This is a genomic window from Dactylosporangium maewongense (assembly GCF_039531485.1).
GTDB lineage: Bacteria > Actinomycetota > Actinomycetes > Mycobacteriales > Micromonosporaceae > Dactylosporangium > Dactylosporangium maewongense.
Map to the genome: position 1 here is coordinate 381,847 of NZ_BAAAQD010000009.1, position 19,075 is coordinate 400,921.

Below are 19,075 nucleotides of genomic sequence, written 5' to 3' on the forward strand. Positions count from 1 at the left end.
CAGCCATCGAGCCGGCCCGCGTCCGCTGGGTCCGGCACATCAGAGCATAGGACCACCGAGGCGCTTCTTCTGCACCTTGCCCATGGCGTTGCGTGGTAGCGCCTCGACCAGGTGCACCACGCGCGGCCGCTTGTGCACGGAGAGTTGCCTGGCGACGAAGTCGACGAGGTCATCCGCGCCCAGCGCCGCGCCGGGGGAGACGACGACGTACGCGGTGACCGCCTCGCCGAGGTCGGCGTGCGGGGTGCCGATCACGGCCGCCTCGCGGACCGCGGGGTGCGCCAGCAGGGCGTCCTCGACCTCGCCGGCGCCGATGCGGTAGCCGCCGGACTTGATGAGGTCGGTCGAGGCGCGGCCGACGATCCGGTGCCGGCCGTCGGGGGTCTTGCGGGCGATGTCGCCGGTGCGGAACCAGCCGTCCACCAGGTCGGCGGGCTGGTGGACGTACCGCCGCAGCAGCATGGGTCCGCGCACCCACAGCTCCCCGATGTCGCCGTCGGACGCCTCGACGCGGGTCTCGACGCCGCGCACGGGGACGCCGACGTCCCCCGGGAAGCGGGCGCCGTCGAAGCGGCTGCTGATCGTGATCAGGGTTTCGGTCATGCCGTACCGCTCGACGGGTGTGTGGCCGGTCAGCGCGCGCAGGCGCTCGAAGACCGGCACGGGGAGGGCGGCGCTGCCGGAGACGAGCAGCCGCGCGCGGGACAGCGCCCGGGCCGCGGCGGGCTGCGCGCAGATCCGCGACCACACGGTCGGCACGCCGAAGTAGAGGGTCCCACCGGCGGCGGCATACCGCTCAGGTTGCGGTTTCCGCGTGTGTACGAGCGGAGAACCGGCCCGCAGCGCACCGAGCACCCCGAGCACCAGACCGTGCACGTGAAACAGCGGCAGGCCGTGCACGAGCCGGTCGTCCGGCGTCCAGTCCCACGCGTCGGCGACGGCGTCCACGCCGGCCTCGAGCGACGCGTGCGTGTGCACGACGCCCTTGGGTGCGCCGGTGGTGCCGGAGGTGTACATGATGAGCGCCGGGGACTCGGGCGCCGGGGTGGGCAGGCTGATCGACGAGCGCCGGGTGACGTCGACGGTGTCCAGGACGACCGATGCCCCGGAGTCGTCGAGAATGTGTGAGCGCTCGGCCGGGCCGGCGTCGGACGGCACGGGCACGACCGCGGCGCCGGCGAGGAGCCCGCCGACGACGGCGACGACCGTCTCCAGGGACGGGGTCGCGTCGACGGCGACGGTGGCCGCGCCGTGCACGTCCGCGGCGACCGCGAGGGCCGCGCCGAGCAGTGCCTCGGAGGACAGGGTCCGGCCGTCGACGGTCACCGCGTCGGGCCGGTCGGCGGATCCCGGGCCGGTGGTGCCGGCGAGCAGGCGCATGACGACCATCCTCCCATTTCGTGATCCGATGGTGTCTTGACACCTTCATTTGTGAGCGTTAACACTGTGCCGAGCAACACCCCCGCCACGGACTTGAAACGTTTACCGGCTTTCAAGTCCTCCATGACCAAGACACCCACAGATTTCTGCCGGCACCGTTGATAGCGCTCACATGGGCCGTCACCGGGCGCTGCACCCTGCGTACACCGTGGAGGACACCCCAGATGAAGTTCACCAGAGCACTGGCCGCCGCGGGCCTCAGCCTCGCCGTCGCGATCGGCGTCACGGGCTGCGGCTCCGCCGAGAAGACCGCCGACAAGGAGGCGGGCGCCGCCGCCGGCGCGGGCAGCCTCATCGGCGTCACGATGCCGACGAAGTCCTCCGAGCGGTGGATCGCCGACGGCAACAACGTCAAGGCGGCGCTGGAGAAGCTCGGCTACAAGGTCGACCTGCAGTACGCGGAGAACGACATCCCGACCCAGGTCAACCAGATCGAGAACCAGATCACCAAGGGCGCCAAGCTGCTCATCATCGCCTCGATCGACGGCACCGCCATCACGACCCAGCTGCAGCAGGCCGCGGACAAGAAGATCCCGGTCATCGCGTACGACCGGCTCATCCGCAAGTCCCCGAACGTCGACTACTACGCCACCTTCGACAACTACAAGGTCGGCGTGCAGCAGGCGACGTCGCTGCTGGTCGGCCTCGGCCTGAAGAAGGAGGACGGCAGCGACGGCACCGCGACCGGGCCGTTCAACATCGAGCTGTTCGCGGGCTCGCCCGACGACAACAACGCCACCTTCTTCTTCAACGGCGCGATGGACACGCTCAAGCCGTACATCGACAAGGGCACCCTCGTGGTGAAGTCCGGGCAGACCGACTTCAAGACCGTCGCCATCCTCCGGTGGGACCCCGCCACGGCGCAGAAGCGCATGGAGGACATCATCACCAAGACCTACGTCGGCGGCACCAAGGTCCAGGGCGTGCTGTCCCCGTACGACGGCCTCTCGATCGGCATCCTGTCGGCGCTGAAGAGCAGCGGCTACGGCACCGCCGGCCAGCCCTACCCGATCGTCACCGGCCAGGACGCGGAGAAGGCGTCGGTCAAGTCCATCATCGCCGGTGAGCAGTACGCGACGATCTACAAGGACACCCGCAAGCTCGCCGACGTCACCGTGAAGATGGCCGACGCGGTCCTCAAGGGCGGCAAGCCGGAGACCAACAACACCAAGGACTACGACAACGGCGTGAAGGTCGTCCCGTCGTACCTCCTGGAGCCGGTCATCGTCTACAAGTCGAACTACAAGACGGTCCTCATCGACTCGGGCTACTACACCGAGAGCGACCTCAAGTAGCCATGTCCCAGGCTCAGTCCGACGTAATCCTGCGGATGCGCGGCATCACCAAGACGTTTCCCGGCGTTGCCGCGCTGCAGGATGTGAACCTCGAGGTCCGCCGCGGGGAGATCCACGCGATCTGCGGTGAGAACGGCGCCGGGAAGTCGACCCTCATGAAGGTGCTGTCCGGCGTGTACCCGCACGGCTCGTACACCGGCGACATCGACTTCGACGGGGAGCCCTGCCACTTCGGCGGGATCCGCGACAGCGAGCGGCGCGGCATCGTCATCATCCACCAGGAGCTGGCGCTCATCCCGCACCTGTCGATCGCGGAGAACATCTTCCTCGGCAACGAGCGGGTGCATCGCGGCCTGATCGACTGGAACCGCACGAATGCCGACGCCGGCGCGCTCCTGCGCCGGGTCGGCCTCCGTGACAACCCGGTCACCCCGGCGATGGACCTCGGCGTCGGCAAGCAGCAGCTCGTCGAGATCGCCAAGGCGCTGTCCAAGGAAGTCCGCCTGCTGATCCTCGACGAGCCGACCGCGGCGCTCAACGAGTCGGACTCCCAGCACCTGCTGGACCTGCTGCGGGAGTTCCGCGAGCGCGGCATCACCTGCGTGATCATCTCGCACAAGCTCAACGAGATCGAGGCGGTCGCCGACACCACCACGATCCTGCGCGACGGCCGCACCATCGAGACCCTCGACATGCGCGGCAAGGGCGTGACGGAGGACCGCATCATCTCCGGCATGGTCGGCCGGGACCTGTCGCACCGCTTCCCGCCGCGGTCGCCGTCCCCGGATCTTCCGGGCTTCGGCGACGAGGCGCTGCGGATCGAGGACTGGACCGTGCACAGCCCCACCCAGCACGGGCGGGTCGTCGTCGACCGGGCGTCGTTGTCGGTGCGCCGCGGCGAGATCGTCGGGCTCGCCGGACTCATGGGCGCCGGGCGCACCGAGCTCGCGATGAGCGTCTTCGGGCGCAGCTACGGCACCGGCATCAGCGGCCAGGTGTACAAGGACGGCGTCCCGGTCGAGCTGCGGACCGTCGGCGACGCGATCGCGCACGGCATCGCGTACGCCACCGAGGACCGCAAACGGTACGGCCTCAACCTCATCGAGGACATCCAGCGCAACGTCTCCGGCGCCGCGCTGCCGCGCATCGCCAAGGGCGGCTGGGTCGACGAGAACCGCGAGTTCCGGGTCGCCGAGGACTACCGGCACAGCCTCAACATCAAGGCGCCCGGCGTCGGCGCCGTCACCGGGACACTCAGCGGCGGCAACCAGCAGAAGGTCGTGCTCGCCAAGTGGATCTTCACGGACCCTGACGTGCTGATCCTCGACGAGCCGACCCGCGGCATCGACATCGGCGCCAAGTACGAGATCTACACGATCATCAACCGGCTCGCCGACGAGGGCAAGGCGATCCTGGTCATCTCCTCCGAGCTGCCGGAGCTGCTCGGCATCTGCGACCGCATCTACGCCCTGTCGGCGGGCCGGGTCACCGGCGAACTGCCCCGCGCCGACGCGACCCCCGAGCGGCTCATGCAGCTCATGACCAGCTTTAAGGAACGCTCATGACGACCATCGTGGAGGCCGACGCGGAGACCGTGGCGCCGACCCGCTTCTCGGTCAACCTGCGCCAGAGCGGCATCTACATCGCGTTCGCCGCGATCGTGGTCCTGTTCGAGGTCCTGACGTCCGGCTCGCTGCTGGAGCCGCAGAACATCTCGAACATCGTCGTGCAGAACTCGTACATCCTGATCCTCGCCATCGGCATGATCCTGATCATCATCGCCGGGCACATCGACCTGTCCGCGGGCTCCGTCGTCGCGGTCACCGGCGCCGTCGCCGCGGTGCTCATGGTCGACCTGGACGTGCCGTGGCCCGTCGCGATCCTGGCCACCCTCGCCGTCGGGGCGCTCATCGGCGCCTGGCAGGGGTTCTGGATCGCGTACTTCGGGATCCCGGCGTTCATCGTCACGCTCGCCGGCATGCTCGTCTTCCGGGCGCTCACCATGACCGTCCTGGGCAACCAGGGCATCGGCCCGTTCCCCGACGACGTGCGGACCCTCGCCAACGGCTTCACGCCGGGCTTCCTGAACAACATCGGCCTCGGCGTCCTCGGCGGCGCGGACCTCTTCACGCTCCTCGTCGGCCTGGCGGCGGTCGCCGGGATCGTGGTCGTGCAGTGGCGGGCCCGCAGCGGCCGCATCGGCTACGGGCAGGCCGTCGACAGCCTTCCCGTGTTCGTCGCGAAGATCGCCGGCGCGTCGCTCGTGCTGATGTTCATCATCGTCCAGCTGGCCCGCTTCAAGAACCTGCCATGGGTGCTGGTCCTGCTCGCCGCGCTCGTCCTGCTGTACACGCTGATCTCCCAGCGCACCGTCTTCGGCCGGCACATCTACGCCGTCGGTGGCAACCTGCAGGCCGCCGGGCTCTCCGGCGTCAAGGTCAAGTCGGTGACCTTCTGGATCTTCGTGAACATGGGGCTGCTCGCCTCGATCGCCGGCATCATCTTCGCCGGCCGGCTCAACCAGGCCGGCCCGACCGCCGGCAACGCGTTCGAGCTGGACGCGATCGCCGCGGCGTTCATCGGGGGCGCGGCGGTGCAGGGCGGTGTCGGGAAGGTCGTCGGCGCCATCACCGGCGGCCTCATCATGGCCGTCATCAACAACGGCATGTCCCTCATCGGCTCCCCGAGCGAGCGGGTCATGCTCGTGAAGGGTCTGGTCCTGCTGGCGGCGGTCGCGTTCGACGTCTGGGCGAAGCGCCGGGCGGGCCGCTCCCGCTGAGGTCTCGCCGGTACGTGACCTGGGCGGGACGCGAACCGGTGGATGATGGAGGCCCAGGGGATGCTGACGGTCCCCTGGGCCTCCTGGTCGTTGCGGGCCGCTCGTCGTGGTCCGCTCAGCTTCGTTGCGGGGGCGCTCGTCGTGGTCCGCTCAGCTTCGTTGCGGGTGCGCTCGTCGTGGCCCGGTCAGCTTTCGTTGCGGGGCGCTCGTCGTGGCCCGGTCAGCGCACCGTCCACGCGATCGCGGGCGGGCGGACCCGCGCGCACACCGGATCGCCCGCCGCGTCGGTCAGCCCGAGCCGGCCGTGCAGCGTGCCGGCCCCGTCGTGCGCCGCGCGCAGCACCTCGGTCGGGATGTCGCCGAACATGAGCTTCGCCCGGCGGAACATCGCGAACTCGTCGCCCGTCACAGCGCCCCAGCTCAGGTAGAGGAACCGCGCCCCGGGCCGCCCGTGCACCCACGGCCCGCCCACGTCGAGCAGCCCGTCGACCTCCCGGCTGGTCACCTCCAGGTCCCAGGTCACGTCCGGCGCGTCGGCCCGGACCCTGTCCACCACGTCGGCCTTGCGCTGCACGCCCACGTGCACGTTGTGCAGCCGCAACTCGTCGGCACCGGGGCGCCGCCCCGGCAGGTCGGTGCCCTCGATCCGGATTCGCACACCCCTGACCCTATGCCGCTCGGCTTTACAGCGCCGCGATCGACGCGGGGGCCCGCTCCTGCCGGGCGAGTGTCCTGACCACCGGCAGCGCCCCGTGCCGCCACACCGCCAGCCTGCCGAGCAGCTCCACGGTCGCCGCGACGGCTTCCGGCGGCAGCTGCGGCGTCGGTACGTCGAGGCTCACCGCCAGGTCGTCCACGTGCACGACGAGCTCCAGCACCCGGGTCAGCAGGAAGTCGTCGACCGTCAGCCCCCACTTCCCGACGTCCACGATCCGCTCCGGATGCTGCGCCGGCACGGTCGTGCGCAGCTCGTCCAGCGCCGCGTCGACCTCGGCGGCCAGCTCGGCGGCGCTGGTCAGCGCGGCGGCCTCCTCACCCCGCGAACGGATGAAGACGTTGTCGTCGCTGTCCCTGCCCGACCCGACCCAGCCCGCGCCGGTGAAGTGGTCCAGAACGGGGACGGCGGCCTCACCCGGCGGCCCCGCGAGCAGCGTCACGGTCCTGGTGACCTGATTGGCGAGGTGCCGGGCCAGCCCGCCGACGGTGAACCCGGGCAGCGCACTCGGCTCGCCCCACCTCGCCGTCACGGCCGGGTCCCGCAGCAGCCCCGCGGCGGTCTCACTGGCATCGAGAAACGCGGATCGCATCACTCGTCGATCCTATTCGGCCTTTTGTTGAGGGCCCTCACGATGAGGGGGTACCGTTTACGGGGTGAACGATCTCGACCTCGCCGACCAGCTGCTGGGCTGCGTGACCCAGATCCGCCGGGTCCTGGACACCCGCCTCCAGCGGCACGGCGTGTCCGTCGCCCGCAAGCGGGTCCTCGGCGCCCTGGCCGCCGGCCCTGCCCGGCAGAGCGAGCTCGCGACCGCGCTGGACGTCGCCCCGCGCACGATCACCGAGCTGATCGACGGCCTGTCCCGCGACGGCCTGGTCCAGCGCACCGACGACCCACGCGACCGCCGCGCCCGCCTGGTCCGCCTCACCCCCGCCGGCGAACACGCCAACACCCTGGCCACCGCGACCCGGCACGAGTTCCTGGCCGAGCTCTTCGCCGACCTGACGACCGAGGAGTGCGCCGCCCTGGCGCACACCCTCGCCACCCTGCGCACCCGCGCCACCGCACTGACCTGAACCAGCCCGGAGAACCCAGCACGGAGGACTCCATGTCACTCAACCTCGCCGAGAAGGCCCAGACCGCCGCCGAACTCCAGGCAAACCAGCGCCTGACCGGCCGCACACCCGACGCCCTGGCGGCCGACCTCGGCTTCACCACCGCTTACCTCGACGACCTCCTGCACCTGCGCCCCGCCATCGACCCCGCCGACGTCTGGCTCCTGCGTGACCACCTCGAACGCGAGGTCCTCACCCACGGCGGCACCCCCGTCCCCTACACCGTCCTCACCGAACCCGCCCGCGCCGCCGCCACCACCTGGTTCAACCTCCGTCCCCTGCCCTGACACCGCCGTTGCCCGCCGCCCGGCGATGATCTACATTCCGTTCCGGCACGGCGTCGCCGGGAGCGGGAGAGCGCGTGAACAGTTGGCACCATGCGGTCTCGGCGGCGCGCAAGTGGGGCGGCACCCCTGAGGACTACATCGAGTTGGAGGAGTTCCTCGATTCCTCCAAGAAGATCATCGGCGACGTCCGGCACCGGTCGCTCTACCACCACACCGAGGGCGTCTGGCTGTGCCAACGCATCTTCGGCCGCACCATCGAAGTCTCCCGGAGCGCCGGTGGGACGGTCCAGGTCCCCGTCCGGCTGATCGCGGAGCGGCACGTCCTGGAAGATCTCGGCTGGCTCCCTTCACCGGCCGACTACATCGCCGGCATGCCGATCGCGCCGTGGATGTCCGGCGCGCAACGCAAGCAACTGCCGCTGTCCCACCTTCTGCAGAGCGAACCCCGGACCGAGGAGCCAGCCGAATGAGCCACTTCAACTTTCTCGGCATCCCGGTCGACGGGACCATCATCCGCCCCGCCCCCACGGTGCAGCAGCGCCCGCTGTCGGACCTCGAACCCCTGATCCGCGCACTCCTCGCCGACGACGCGATCGTCGAGTTCGGCTGGACGCAGTACACGCCCTACTACAACGACGGGGACCCGTGCGTGTTCAGCGTCGACACGCCATGGTTCCGGACTCCCGAGGACCCGGCCCTCGAGCCGCAGTTGACCCACCAGCTCCGGCTCGAGGATGGACAACACCCGTCGCTGGGCCGCCGGCAGGGCAAGTGGGTCAACGGGCAGAGGTACAGCGCATACACCGGCCCGGACGAGGAGCGGTACGACCGGGCCCGCGCACTCACCGACGCCTTCGAGAGCGAAGCGTTCAACCAGGTGCTGCTCGACGCATTCGGCGACCACGCACACATCACCGTCCGCCGCGACGGCATCACCGTCGACAGCTACTCGCACGACTGACACCTGCCCTCACCGGCCCGGCACGACGATCGGACTCCGCGGCCCGCGGCGCACCTGTGGCGGCGACGGTGCTGCTCGACGGTCCCGGCGAACGTCCGCACGCCCCGGTCCGGCCTGCCGGGTTCGCCGGCGCCCCGCTGTGATCCAAGGACGGTTCTGGTCGCGCGGGCGGCCGGATTCGTCCTTCGATCTCTCGTAGTGTGGGCGACCAGTGCGGCGTGTGATGGCCGGGCTGCCTGAGCGGGCCGTGCGGTGTGCCGCCGCGGTGTTCGCTTTCATGGCTCTGAGGGTGTGGCATCGCGGGGGCTCTGCTGTTTGATCGCTGTGTCCGGTCGGTGGTGGTGGGGTTTGCCTGGGGCTTGCTGGGTTTGCCGAGGCTGCTGTGATCCAAGGATGGTTCTGGTCGTGGGCGGCCGGAATCGTCCTTGGATCATGTGGTGCGTGGGCGAGCCGTGTGGGGTTGCGTGAGTGGGTGACCGGGGTGTGCCGAAGGGTTCAGCGGCTGCGATGTTCGTCGTCGAGGCCCTGACCGGGGTGGCTTCGCTGGCGATGCGGGGGCGCTGCTGATTGATCGCTGTGTCCGGTCAGCGGTGATGGAGGTTCGCCAGGCTTTGGGATGCATGTCGCGGGCCGGGACGACGGGCTGGCTCGCGGTCGCACGGATCAGCCGCGGTGCAGCTCGATCGCGGAGAGCTGGCCGGCGGGCTGGACGTTGTCGGAGGAGATGTAGATGCGGATGCAGCGGTGGTTGCCTGAGGGGACGGTGAGTGTGGCGTGCTGGCCGGTGGTGGGGTCGAAGTCGCTGCTCCGGGGGTCGCTCGGGGACGTACTGACGGGGCCCGAGTGGGCTGGGCGCGGTCGTGAGGGGTCAGCCGCGGTACAGCTCGATCGCGGAGAGCTGGCCGGCGGGCTGGACTGTGTTGGAGGAGATGAGGATGCGGACGTAGCGGTGGTTGCCGGAGTTGACGGCGAGTGTGGCCTGCTGGCCGCTGTTGGGGTCGAAGCGGCAGGCGGCGCCCGGGATGAGGACGGAGAAGGTGGCGCCGTCGGGGCTGCCGAGGACGGTCACGGTCTGGGTGCGGGCGGGCCAGGCGGACGACGGGGGCAGGCGCAGGACGATGCGGCGGACCGCGACCGGGGCGCCGAGGTCGACCTGGATCCACTGGGGGAAGGCGTTGTTGCGGCTCTCCCAGTAGCTCATCGGGTCGCCGTCGGTGGTGCGGCTCGCGACATACGAGTCGGTGTGGCTGCTCTCCGTGGCCGGTCGGCCGCGTGCGACGTCGGTGCCGGTGTCCAGCGGCAGCGGGGGCGCGCCCGTGGCCGAGGTCGTGAGGCTGGGGCCGGCGGACGCCGACGCCTGGGTGGAGCCGCGGGGCGAGGCGGACGTGCTGGCCCGAGGGGAGGCGCTGCCGCTCGCCGATGCCGCCGCGGACGGGGTGCCGGGCGCGGCGCCGGGGGCCGTCGCCGTCTGCGGCCCGACGTCGCCGGCGAGGTCGGCGCCGTCGCCGCCGCGCGGCCAGAACGCGACCAGGCCCGCGACGGCGAGCAGCACCACGACCACCGCCGCGGCGGCCAGCAGCGCCAGCCCGTTGCGGGCGCGGCGGACCGCGGACGGCGGGTCGGGCGGCAGCGGCGCGGGCGGCATGGGCAGCAGGTCGGCGCGCTGGAACTCGCGCGCCTGCCCGTTGGTCACGCCGCCGCCGGGGTGCCGCTCGGCGAGCTCCCGCTCGGCGGCCTCGCCCCACGCCGAGGACGTGCCCTCCACGACGAGGTCGACGGCGGCGGGAATGTCGGACAGGAGCGCGGTGAACATCGCCGACAGCGGCGGCCACACCAGGTCGTCGATCGTCTCCCCGGCGCTGCCGACGACGACCCGGTAAGCACCCGGCCGATCAGCGAACGAAGCCGGGACCGAGGGACCATCGGGGAGACCCGCATCCACAGCGGCGAACGACTCAGTGACGGCCGCGGTGGCAGGCAATGAGGCGCGGCCCTTCGCGGGTGGCGGGGGAGGGCCGGGGAACGCATGGATCCCGCCGCCGCTTAACCGCACCTGCCAGCCCATGTCCATCGCATACGTGGCGGGGGAGAGCTCGCGCAGCGAGGTGTGCGGCGGGGACGACGCCACGACCTCCTCGCCGCCGTCGGGGGTGAGGCGCAGCAGCCACGCGGGCTCCGCCCAGACGGGCCGGCGGTGGGCGTCGAGGGCGAACACCACGATCGACCCGGCGGGCGTGTGCAGGGGCACCCCGTTGACCAGGTGGACGGGCTCGCCGAGGCGGGCGGCGGCGGTCGCGGCGACCGCGCGGCCGGCGCCCTGGCCCGCGCCCAGCGGCACGAGGTCGGCGACGCGCCGCACGCGGGTCGGCAGGGCAGTCATGGCCAGTGCGAGCTGCTCGCCGGTGAGGGCCGGGTCGAGCAGCAGCCGCGGCCGGGACGGGTCCACGGCGACGGCGAACTCGACCCCGTCGAAGGCGGCCGCCGAGCCCACCGGGCCGGGGGACAGCAGCCAGCCGGCGGGGACGGGCTGGGCGATGACCGTGGAGGGCCACAGCGGCGCGGACCCCTGCCAGTCGGGTGCGGGCCAGCGCGGGCCGAGCGGCTCGGCGGGCCGGCCGGGCCGGTGCCGCCACCAGCCGCCGCCGGCGTCGGTCGTGACCATCACCCCGCCGGGCGTCTGCACGACCGGGCCGTCGGGTGCGACGACGGGCCGGTCCAGCGCCGCGGCGAGGTCGGGGCCGAGCGGGCCGGCCGCGAGCAGCACGACGCGCTCGGCGTCGGGCGGCACCGCCGCGGCGAGGTCCGAGGCTGTGACGGAGACGGCGGGGGCGACCGCTACGGCCAGCCACCCGTCGGGCACCACGGGGAATCCCGGCACGTCGCCGGCGAGCACGCACCGATCCACCCTGCGGATCAGGTCCGAGCTCGCCGACGTCATGCCAACAAGCTACCGCCCAGGTATGACAGGAACGCTAACGCACGTAGATGACGGGCGCCGGCGGCGTCGACATGCCGCTGCCGATGAAGTACGACGGGTGCGGCGGCTGGTTGTACGCCGTGTTCTGCCAGGCGATCGCGCACCGGTACTGCGGGTCGTGCATCAGCGTGAAGAGCCGCGTCGACGTCGGGTCGGGCGTGCTGTAGATGCGCAGCGCGGTGTTGTCCGACGTGGGCCAGATCACCTCCTCGCGCCAGTCGCCGAGGATGTCGCCGGACAGCGACGGCGTCGACTTCGTGCCGTTGTTGGAGTGCACGCCGGAGGCGGTCAGCAGCCGGGTGTCGCCGGAGGTGCCGTACTTGTCGATGTGGGTGCCGTCGAGGAGCTCCCGGGTCGTGTCGCCGTCCCACCAGGCGAGGAAGTTGGTCGAGCTCGGCTTGCGGGTGGAGACGACCGTGCCCTTGGGGTTGCGGACGCCGTCGGCGGCGGAGGACCATGACTCGGCGCCGGCGCTGCCGGCCCAGATGTCGCCGGACACGCCGCGGCCGTTGTCGCCGTTGGCCGGGGTGGTCCACAGGATCTGCCCGGTGCGCGCGTCGGCCATCCACGAGGAGGGCTTGCTGCCGTCCTCGTCGACCTTGAACTCCTCCAGGCCGGGGCGGGACGGGTCGAGGTCGCCGACGTGCAGGGCGTCGCCGTGGCCGTTGCCGGTGTTCCAGAGGCGGGCGCCGTTGTCGTCGACGGCCATCGACCCGTACACGATCTCGTCGCGGCCGTCCTGGTCGACGTCGGCGACGGAGAGCTGGTGGTTGCCCTGCCCGGCGTAGGCGCTGTTGCCGGAGCTGTTGCTGTCGAACGTCCAGCGCCGGGTCAGCGACCCGTTGCGGAAGTCCCAGGCGACGATGACCGACCGGGTGTAGTACCCACGGGCCATGATCAGCGATGGGCGCTGGCCGTCGAGGTACGCGGTGCCGGCCAGGAACCGGTCGACCCGGTTGCCGTAGCTGTCGCCCCACGACGAGACGGTGCCGCGCGGCACCACGTAGTCCACTGTGGACATGGCGGCGCCGGTGAGGCCGTTGAACATGGTGAGGAACTCGGGGCCGCTGAGCACGTAGCCGGAGCTGTTGCGGTAGTCGGCGGAGGCGTTGCCGATGACGCGGCCGGTGCCGTCGACCGTGGCGTCCGCGGTCTTCATGGCGACCTCGGCGCGGCCGTCGCCGTCGTAGTCGTACACCTGGAACTGCGTGTAGTGGGCGCCGGCGCGGATGTTGCGTCCGAGGTTGATCCGCCACAGCCGCTGCCCGTCCAGCCGGTACGCGTCGACGTACACGACGCCGGTGACACCGGACTGCGAGTTGTCCTTGGCATCGGCGGGGTCCCACTTCAGCACGATCTCGTAGTCGCCGTCGCCGTCGAGGTCACCGACGGAGGCGTCGTTGGCGGTGTAGCCGGAGCCGGGCGAGGAGATCGGCACGTCGAGGTAGCCGTTGGCGAAGCGTAGCGACGCACCGGACGCGGCCTGCTCGGTGCCGCCGACGACCGCGCGCACCGTGTAGGAGGCGTCCGCGGCGGCGCCGGCGTCGAGGTAGTTGGTGCCGGTGGTGACCGTCGCTATGCGGGTGCCGCCGCGGTACAGGTTGAACGCCGTCGACAGGGCTTCGGTGCCGAGCAGCCGCCAGGAGACGAGGTTGCCGCTGCCGGACCGCACGGAGATGAGGCCGCGGTCCAGGTCCTCCATCTGCTTGGCGTTGCCCGTGGGAGGCGGCGGCGCCGAAGAAGAGGGCGGTGGCGCGGAAGACGATGTGGGGGCTCCGGTGCAGGTGACGCCGTTCAGCGAAAATCCAACAGGCGATGGATTACTGCCCGTCCACGTGCCGTTGAAGCCGAACGACACGGTCGCCCCGGTCGCGATCGGCGCGTTGTAGCCGGCGTCCGTCGCGCGGGCCTGGCCGCCGCTGGTCGTGACGGTCGCGTTCCACGCCTGGGTGACCGTCTGTCCGGCCGGGAACGTCCACGCCAGGGTCCAGCCGTTCACGGCGTCGCCGAGGTTGGTGATGTCGACGTTCGCGCCGAAGCCGCCCTGCCAGGAGTTGGTCACGGTGTACGTGACGCGGCAGCCGGACGCGGCGGCCAAAGCCACGGTCACGGTGACGGCGGCCGCGGCGACGGCCACCGCGCCGGCCGCGACGATGGCGACGGCCCGCCGCCGATGGGGGATGAACCGCACGATCCGCTCCTCGCTGTACAACATGCGAACGGCGGTCGGGCGAGTGTCACAATGTCACAATTGCCCGACCCGGGACGGCGAGACCGTAGTCCCGGTGTCCAGGGCCGGGCAATGCATCACCATGCGTCAATGCTCGGAGCGGTCCGTGGAAGCCGAAACTTTCAGGACAGCCGGAAGGACTGGGCCGCCGTGCCGTTGCAGGTGTACTGCACGAGCTGCACGCTGTCGGCGGTCGACGCGGCCGGGACATCCAGGCACTTGCCCGAGAGCCGGCTCACGAAGTGGTACCAGCCGCCGCCCTCGGCCACGGGCTGCCACTGCTGGTTGTTGCCGCCGCCGTAGGTCCACGTCTGGATCAGCGCGTTGTCGGCGCTCGACACGTTGGTGACGTCGAGGGCCTGTGCGCTGTTGCCGCGGTTGTTGATGCGCACGAACCCGCCGCTGGTCGGCTGGAACTGGAACTGCTGCGCGGTGGAGCCGTTGCACGTGTACTGCTGGATCGCCGTGCCGTTGGTGGTGCCGGCGGCCCGCGCGTCGACGCACTTCGACGAGTTCTTGTTGGTGACGCTGTACCAGGCGGTCGGCGAGATCGGTCCCGTGCTGGACGAAGGGGAAGCGGACGGCGTGGGCGACGACGACGGCGGGGTGGTGGAGGCGCCGGCGAGCCACAGGATGCCGTCGATGATCCAGCGGTTCTGGTCGGCGCTGGCGAACGTCGAGGACGTGCGGGTGTTGGTGGAGTAGTTCATGCCGTTGTGGCCGAAGTTGGCGTACAGCATCTTGTAGTTACGGTTCGTCCACAGGATCGGGTAGTAGCCGCTGTACCACGACTGGTTGGGGTCGGTGCCGACCGGGAAGCTGCTGGGGTCCACCGAGGCGAGGATGTCGATCGCGGGGTTCTGGCGCAGGTCGTTGCTCCACGAGTACCACTCGCTGACCGCGGACCGGAACGTGGCCGGCAGTCGTACCGTCGACGGGTGCGCCCGGTCCTCGACCTTCAGCGTGACCGCGGTCGGCCCCCACGTGTTGGTCCGGAACGCGCCCGAGCCGAGGAACGTGTTGTAGTACCAGCTCCACGAGCCGGGGTCGGTGGTGAACGCGCTGACGTGGAAGCCCATCCAGGCGCCGCCGTTGTTCATGTACTGCTGGAACGCGGCCCGCTGTCCCGACGGCGGCGCGTCGTCGAGGAACATGATGACTTTGTACTGGGCCAGGTTGCCGGTGTTGAGCCGGCTCCAGTCGGTGGTCGCCTCCCAGGTGAAGCCGTTCTGCGCGGCCTGCGCCGGGAACCAGTCCCGGGCCTCCTTGTCGAAGTCGATGTGGGCCGCGTCCCAGGTGCCGTTGTAGAAGGCGAGCACCTTGAACGGGGCGGCGGCGGCCAGGGCGGGCCTGATGACCAGGCCCACCCCCAGCGCGGTCACCAGGGCGAGCGCGGCGAGCACGAGGCGTCGCGCGCTCAAGGGGAGCTTCTTGAGCACGGGTGGTCCTTCGGTAGGCGGGAGGGGATGGGCGGATCCGCTCCCCTCGCATCATCAGCCATCGATGACGCCACCACAAGGTAAAGAGTCCTAATAGTTAAAGTAAGTCTCCAATTAAGTCGTCCGCGCAGGTGGCGCTAGGGTGTCGGGCATGGACGCTGCCGCGCGCATCCGGACTGACAACGTGATGACGCTCTGGTTCGTGGGGCTCGGCCTGGCCACGACCGCGGGGTTCGCCGCCTACGCCTTCGGCCCCTGGACGTGGGCGCTGTGCGGCGGCACGTGGTGCGGCCAGCCCGACATCCAGTTCCTTACTGCGTTCTTCCTGGCTGTGATCGTGGTGCCGCTGTTCGCCGCCGGCGTGGGGATCTCGCTCCTGGTGCGGGGCCTGCTCGTCCGCCGGCCCATGTCGCCGGCGGTGGCCGGCACCGTCGCCGCGCCGACTGGACCGTTGATGGTCGGTCTGATGGCCGCCACCTACCCCACGCCCTGGTTCCCTTACGCCATCGTCGTTGCCGTCGGCGCCGTGCTGGTCGCGGTGATGACGCGGATCGCGCGGAGCTAGGCCGCCGGCTGCGGCCGCCGTAAGGGCGTGACCGCGAATTCGGCGAGTAGCGGGCGTCGGCTAGCCGACGCGGCGTGGATTCGCGACCGCCCAGGCCGCCAGGGCCGACAACGGCTCCAGGAGGCTGACGCCGAGCGGGGTCAGCCGGTATTCGACGCTGGGCGGCAGGGTCGCGAACACCTCGCGCTCGACCAGACCGTCGGCCTCAAGGGTGCGCAGGGTCCGGGTCAGCATCCGTTGGCTGATGCCCTCGACCGCGCGGTGCAGCTCGTTGAAGCGGAACGGCCGCCGCGCCAGCAACGACAGCGTCACCAGCGTCCACTTGTCGCCGAGCCGTCGCAGCAGCTCGGTGACCGGGCACTGCTCGTATTCGCCGGCCGGCACCGGCACCGGCAGGGCGTGCTGCCGGAGCGAGGTGGGCACACCGGTGTGCGCAGTGGACATCACAGTGCCTTCTTCCGCCGCCCCGGCCGTCGCGCCGAGGATGAGCCCGTCGGCAACCAACGGTAGTGGGGGCGCAGATGGGCGTGGTCGTGGTCAGTGGCGGCACGAACGGCATGGGGCGCGCGTTCGCCCTCGGGCGCGCCGAGCGCGGCGACCGGGTCGTCGTCGTGGGGCGCGACCGCGGCCGGGGCGAGGCGATGGCGGGCGGCGCGATCACGTTCCTGCCCGCGGACCTGAGCAGCGTCGCGGAGAACCGGCGGGTGGTCGAGGAGGTCCTCGCCGCGCACCCGGTGGTCGACGCCCTCGCGCTGTTCGCCAACGCCGTGTCGGCGCGGCGCGAGGTGACCGCCGACGGTCTCGAACGCACCTTCGCGCTGTACTACGTCAGCCGGTACCTGCTGAGCTTCGGTCTGCGGCCGGCCCTGGACCGCGCCGAGCACCCGGTGATCGTCAACGTCGCCGGCGTGGGGGTCACCAAGGGTGCCGTGCAATGGGCCGACCCGCAGCTGTCGACCGGCTATTCCACGGTACGGGCGCAGCTGCAGGCCGGGCGCGCCAACGACCTGCTCGGCGCGGGCTTCGCGCAACGGTCCGGCAGCCGCGCCCGGTACGTGCTCTACCACCCGGGCTTCACCCGCAGCGGCGACCGTTCGGGTCTGCCGCCGGTGGTCCGGGGGCTGCTCGCGGTCGCGTCGCTGGCGGCCCGGCCGGTGGCCGCCTCGGTGGGGCCGATCCACGGGTTCGTGGACGAGCCGCCGGCGGACGCGCTGACCGCGGTCGACCGGGACCGGCGCCTCCCGCCGGACTTCCCGACCCTGGACGCCGCGGCAGCCGCCCGGCTGATGGAGCTCACCGAGCGGCTGCTTGTCGGGGGCGAGGGTCAGGCGGCGTAGTCGACCAGGTCGCCGCTGTCGAGGACCGAGCGGAGCCGGGACAGGTCGATGCCCTTGTCCTGCATGCGTTTCACGACCTCGGTGGCGCTGCTGCCGCGCAGGGAACCGCTGTCGGTCTCCAGCAGGGTGCTGAGCTGTTGCAGCTTCGACTCGTCCGACAGGCCGGCGGCGCCGCCGCGGGGTGCGCCGGGCGGCGGGCCGGGCGTGCCCTTCTGCGCCGCGATCCGCTCGGCGACGGCGTCGTCGTCCTTCTCGACGGACGCGGAGACCGAGGTGGCCGCGCTCGCCGGCTTGCCGGCCTTGATCGCGGCGATCAGGTCGTCGTGCGAGACGCCCTGCTCCTCCGCGACCTCGGTGAGGCTCTGTCCGCTGTCCAGCTTGGACTTCAGCTGGTCGCCCGACAGGCCGAGCGCCTTGGACACCGCGCTCATCGGGTCTTGGCCGTCTTTCGGTGGCGGTGGGGGTCGCAGCGCCGTCCGCTGGCCGGCGAACGAGCCCGAGATGCCGCTGATGCCGCTGATCGAGGTCACATGTGCTCCATCCGTGGTGCCGTGCAGCCGGGCACCGCTCGGCCCGACGGGGTCAACTTCGACCACCTCCGTGTGGGGCGGAGCGTTTGCCAGGGTTTTGCCAGGGATCACAGCGTTCCGGGAGGTGTCGCCGTTCGTGAGAGGCGCCAAAACCATCGCTTCACGTAAATTCCGCCGGATCGGGGGCAACGTCGGCAAAACGATGCCTCACATACGACTGAGTCAATAAATCTTTCCCCTCGGACTGTGATCACTGGCGCCTGGACGGTAGATTGCGACCGCGGCGTGAGGATTCGATCACTCGTGGCGAAGATCGCTGTCCGCATCGTGTTTGTGCTGTTCAACGGCGTTCCAGCGCGGGGCACCACCCCGTGGAGGGAGCCGCCGAAGCCTGCCGTGGGCGAGGACCCGCCCATCGAGTGATAGGAAACGGCCAATGAAGATCGGCGTGACCGGGGGTAATGGTTTCATCGGGCGGTACGTCTGCGAGGAGATCGAGGCACGAGGACATGAGGCGTTGGTATTCGATCACCACGCGCACGCCCGGCGCCGTGCGGAGGCGCCCGAGCGCGAGGTGATGCTCGGCGACATCCGCGACGCGACCGCCATGGTCGAGCTCGCCGCCCACTGTGACGGCATCATCCACCTCGCCGCCGTGCTCGGCACCCAGGAGACGATCCTGAACCCGCGCCCGGCCGCCGAGACGAACCTCGTCGGCGGGCTGAACTTCCTCGAGGCCGTCACCCAGTACCAGCTGCCGGGCGTCTACATCGGGGTCGGCAACCACTGGATGAACAACAGCTACTCCATCTCCAAGACCGCCGTCGAGCGGTTCGTGTCGATGTTCAACGCCGACCGCGGCAGCCGGGTCAACGTGGTGCGCGCCGTCAACGCGTACGGGCCGCGCCAGCTCGCCGCCGCGCCGTTCGGACCCGGCAAGGTCCGCAAGATCACCCCGGCGGTCGTCTGCCGCGCCCTGTGCGGGATGCCGGTCGAGCTCTACGGCGGCGGCCACCAGGTCTCCGACATGGTCTGGGTCGGCGACGTCGCCAAGGCGCTCGTCTCCGCGTTCGAGGCCGCCGAGGCCGGCACCGTCCTGGACCACGTGGTGGAGTGCGGCCCCGTCTCGTCGACCACGATCCGCCACGTCGCCGAGATCGTCATCGACCAGTGCGAGCGCAAGGGCTACCCGCGGGTCGAGATCGTGGACCTGCCGATGCGCCCCGGCGAGCAGGCCGGCGCCGTCGTCAGCGCGAACGCCGAGACGCTGCGCGCCGTCGGCATCGACCCCGCCGGTCTCGTGTCGCTCGAGACGGGCCTGGAGCGCACCGTCGACTGGTTCATCGCCACCCAGGGCGAGCACTGGACGGCCCCCGAGCCGCTCGCGCTCGCCGCCCGCTGA

General features: G+C 71.0%; 18 protein-coding genes. 10 read left to right on the top strand and 8 right to left on the bottom strand.

What is annotated here, in order from left to right; genetic code table 11:
* Positions 1-39 precede the first annotated feature (39 nt).
* On the bottom strand, positions 40-1,380 hold the full coding sequence (locus ABD332_RS24395) for an AMP-binding protein (RefSeq protein ID WP_344504392.1): 1,341 nt from the start codon (positions 1,378-1,380) through the stop codon (positions 40-42).
* A gap of 224 nt (positions 1,381-1,604) precedes the next feature.
* Here ABD332_RS24395 and chvE point away from each other — a divergent pair, with 224 nt between their 5' ends.
* From chvE to mmsB, 3 genes are read left to right on the top strand one after another with little or no spacing between them, the layout of a single operon-like run.
* Positions 1,605-2,735 (top strand): multiple monosaccharide ABC transporter substrate-binding protein, encoded by a 1,131-nt coding sequence (chvE, locus tag ABD332_RS24400; RefSeq protein WP_344504393.1) that lies wholly within the window; start codon positions 1,605-1,607, stop codon positions 2,733-2,735.
* Between the two features lie 35 nt (positions 2,736-2,770).
* Complete coding sequence (gene mmsA, locus ABD332_RS24405) at positions 2,771-4,300, top strand: multiple monosaccharide ABC transporter ATP-binding protein (protein WP_344504394.1); 1,530 nt, start codon at positions 2,771-2,773, stop codon at positions 4,298-4,300.
* Positions 4,297-5,514, top strand: coding sequence for a multiple monosaccharide ABC transporter permease (gene mmsB, locus ABD332_RS24410; protein WP_344504395.1), 1,218 nt, complete (start codon positions 4,297-4,299; stop codon positions 5,512-5,514). The genes mmsA and mmsB overlap by 4 nt, the downstream gene beginning before the upstream one ends.
* A 220-nt stretch (positions 5,515-5,734) precedes the next feature.
* Here mmsB and ABD332_RS24415 read toward each other — a convergent pair whose 3' ends face one another.
* A complete protein-coding gene (locus tag ABD332_RS24415; RefSeq protein ID WP_344504396.1) occupies positions 5,735-6,172 on the bottom strand; it encodes a DUF5990 family protein in 438 nt (145 codons plus the stop codon).
* A gap of 25 nt (positions 6,173-6,197) precedes the next feature.
* Positions 6,198-6,821, bottom strand: coding sequence for a maleylpyruvate isomerase N-terminal domain-containing protein (locus tag ABD332_RS24420; protein ID WP_344504397.1), 624 nt, complete (start codon positions 6,819-6,821; stop codon positions 6,198-6,200).
* Between the two features lie 64 nt (positions 6,822-6,885).
* Here ABD332_RS24420 and ABD332_RS24425 point away from each other — a divergent pair, with 64 nt between their 5' ends.
* The 4 genes from ABD332_RS24425 to ABD332_RS24440 all read left to right on the top strand — a co-directional run bounded on the left by ABD332_RS24425 (position 6,886) and on the right by ABD332_RS24440 (position 8,595).
* Positions 6,886-7,308, top strand: a complete 423-nt coding sequence (locus tag ABD332_RS24425; RefSeq protein ID WP_344504398.1) for a MarR family winged helix-turn-helix transcriptional regulator — start codon at positions 6,886-6,888, stop codon at positions 7,306-7,308.
* Positions 7,309-7,340: 32 nt separating this feature from the next.
* Complete coding sequence (locus ABD332_RS24430; protein ID WP_344504399.1) at positions 7,341-7,634, top strand: DUF2316 family protein; 294 nt, start codon at positions 7,341-7,343, stop codon at positions 7,632-7,634.
* A gap of 74 nt (positions 7,635-7,708) precedes the next feature.
* The gene (locus tag ABD332_RS24435) at positions 7,709-8,104 is read left to right on the top strand and encodes a DUF6915 family protein (RefSeq protein ID WP_344504400.1); all 396 of its coding nucleotides are present in this window, start codon (positions 7,709-7,711) and stop codon (positions 8,102-8,104) included.
* A complete protein-coding gene (locus ABD332_RS24440; RefSeq protein ID WP_344504401.1) occupies positions 8,101-8,595 on the top strand; it encodes a hypothetical protein in 495 nt (164 codons plus the stop codon). The genes ABD332_RS24435 and ABD332_RS24440 overlap by 4 nt, the downstream gene beginning before the upstream one ends.
* A gap of 868 nt (positions 8,596-9,463) precedes the next feature.
* Here ABD332_RS24440 and ABD332_RS24445 read toward each other — a convergent pair.
* The 3 genes from ABD332_RS24445 to ABD332_RS24455 form a co-directional block, all read right to left on the bottom strand.
* Positions 9,464-11,533 (bottom strand): discoidin domain-containing protein, encoded by a 2,070-nt coding sequence (locus ABD332_RS24445; RefSeq protein ID WP_344504402.1) that lies wholly within the window; start codon positions 11,531-11,533, stop codon positions 9,464-9,466.
* Positions 11,534-11,567: 34 nt separating this feature from the next.
* The gene (locus ABD332_RS24450) at positions 11,568-13,787 is read right to left on the bottom strand and encodes a rhamnogalacturonan lyase family protein (RefSeq protein WP_344504403.1); all 2,220 of its coding nucleotides are present in this window, start codon (positions 13,785-13,787) and stop codon (positions 11,568-11,570) included.
* A 137-nt stretch (positions 13,788-13,924) separates the two neighbouring features.
* The gene (locus ABD332_RS24455) at positions 13,925-15,223 is read right to left on the bottom strand and encodes a ThuA domain-containing protein (protein WP_344504404.1); all 1,299 of its coding nucleotides are present in this window, start codon (positions 15,221-15,223) and stop codon (positions 13,925-13,927) included.
* A gap of 169 nt (positions 15,224-15,392) precedes the next feature.
* Here ABD332_RS24455 and ABD332_RS24460 point away from each other — a divergent pair, with 169 nt between their 5' ends.
* Positions 15,393-15,806, top strand: coding sequence for a hypothetical protein (locus ABD332_RS24460; protein ID WP_344504405.1), 414 nt, complete (start codon positions 15,393-15,395; stop codon positions 15,804-15,806).
* 60 nt (positions 15,807-15,866) lie between these two features.
* Here ABD332_RS24460 and ABD332_RS24465 read toward each other — a convergent pair whose 3' ends face one another.
* Complete coding sequence (locus ABD332_RS24465) at positions 15,867-16,250, bottom strand: winged helix-turn-helix transcriptional regulator (RefSeq protein WP_344504407.1); 384 nt, start codon at positions 16,248-16,250, stop codon at positions 15,867-15,869.
* A 77-nt stretch (positions 16,251-16,327) separates the two neighbouring features.
* Here ABD332_RS24465 and ABD332_RS24470 point away from each other — a divergent pair, with 77 nt between their 5' ends.
* Positions 16,328-17,143 carry an SDR family NAD(P)-dependent oxidoreductase gene (locus tag ABD332_RS24470; RefSeq protein WP_344504408.1) on the top strand — a complete coding sequence of 272 codons (816 nt, stop codon included), beginning with the start codon at positions 16,328-16,330 and terminating at the stop codon, positions 17,141-17,143.
* Here the strand turns inward: ABD332_RS24470 and ABD332_RS24475 are convergent.
* Complete coding sequence (locus ABD332_RS24475; protein WP_344504409.1) at positions 17,131-17,673, bottom strand: hypothetical protein; 543 nt, start codon at positions 17,671-17,673, stop codon at positions 17,131-17,133. The two genes, ABD332_RS24470 and ABD332_RS24475, sit on opposite strands and share 13 nt — an antisense overlap.
* A 448-nt stretch (positions 17,674-18,121) precedes the next feature.
* Here ABD332_RS24475 and ABD332_RS24480 point away from each other — a divergent pair, with 448 nt between their 5' ends.
* Positions 18,122-19,075 carry an NAD-dependent epimerase/dehydratase family protein gene (locus ABD332_RS24480; RefSeq protein WP_344504410.1) on the top strand — a complete coding sequence of 318 codons (954 nt, stop codon included), beginning with the start codon at positions 18,122-18,124 and terminating at the stop codon, positions 19,073-19,075.

Excerpts from the sequence above, each read along its gene's own strand:
- ABD332_RS24395 (WP_344504392.1), bottom strand. The coding sequence starts at position 1,380 with ATGCGCCTGCTCGCCGGCACCACCGGCCCGGGATCCGCCGACCGGCCC.
- chvE (WP_344504393.1), top strand. The coding sequence starts at position 1,605 with ATGAAGTTCACCAGAGCACTGGCCGCCGCGGGCCTCAGCCTCGCCGTC.
- mmsA (WP_344504394.1), top strand. The coding sequence starts at position 2,771 with ATGCGCGGCATCACCAAGACGTTTCCCGGCGTTGCCGCGCTGCAGGAT.
- mmsB (WP_344504395.1), top strand. The coding sequence starts at position 4,297 with ATGACGACCATCGTGGAGGCCGACGCGGAGACCGTGGCGCCGACCCGC.
- ABD332_RS24420 (WP_344504397.1), bottom strand. The coding sequence starts at position 6,821 with ATGCGATCCGCGTTTCTCGATGCCAGTGAGACCGCCGCGGGGCTGCTG.
- ABD332_RS24430 (WP_344504399.1), top strand. The coding sequence starts at position 7,341 with ATGTCACTCAACCTCGCCGAGAAGGCCCAGACCGCCGCCGAACTCCAG.
- ABD332_RS24440 (WP_344504401.1), top strand. The coding sequence starts at position 8,101 with ATGAGCCACTTCAACTTTCTCGGCATCCCGGTCGACGGGACCATCATC.
- ABD332_RS24445 (WP_344504402.1), bottom strand. The coding sequence starts at position 11,533 with ATGACGTCGGCGAGCTCGGACCTGATCCGCAGGGTGGATCGGTGCGTG.
- ABD332_RS24450 (WP_344504403.1), bottom strand. The coding sequence starts at position 13,787 with ATGTTGTACAGCGAGGAGCGGATCGTGCGGTTCATCCCCCATCGGCGG.
- ABD332_RS24460 (WP_344504405.1), top strand. The coding sequence starts at position 15,393 with ATGGACGCTGCCGCGCGCATCCGGACTGACAACGTGATGACGCTCTGG.
- ABD332_RS24465 (WP_344504407.1), bottom strand. The coding sequence starts at position 16,250 with ATGTCCACTGCGCACACCGGTGTGCCCACCTCGCTCCGGCAGCACGCC.
- ABD332_RS24470 (WP_344504408.1), top strand. The coding sequence starts at position 16,328 with ATGGGCGTGGTCGTGGTCAGTGGCGGCACGAACGGCATGGGGCGCGCG.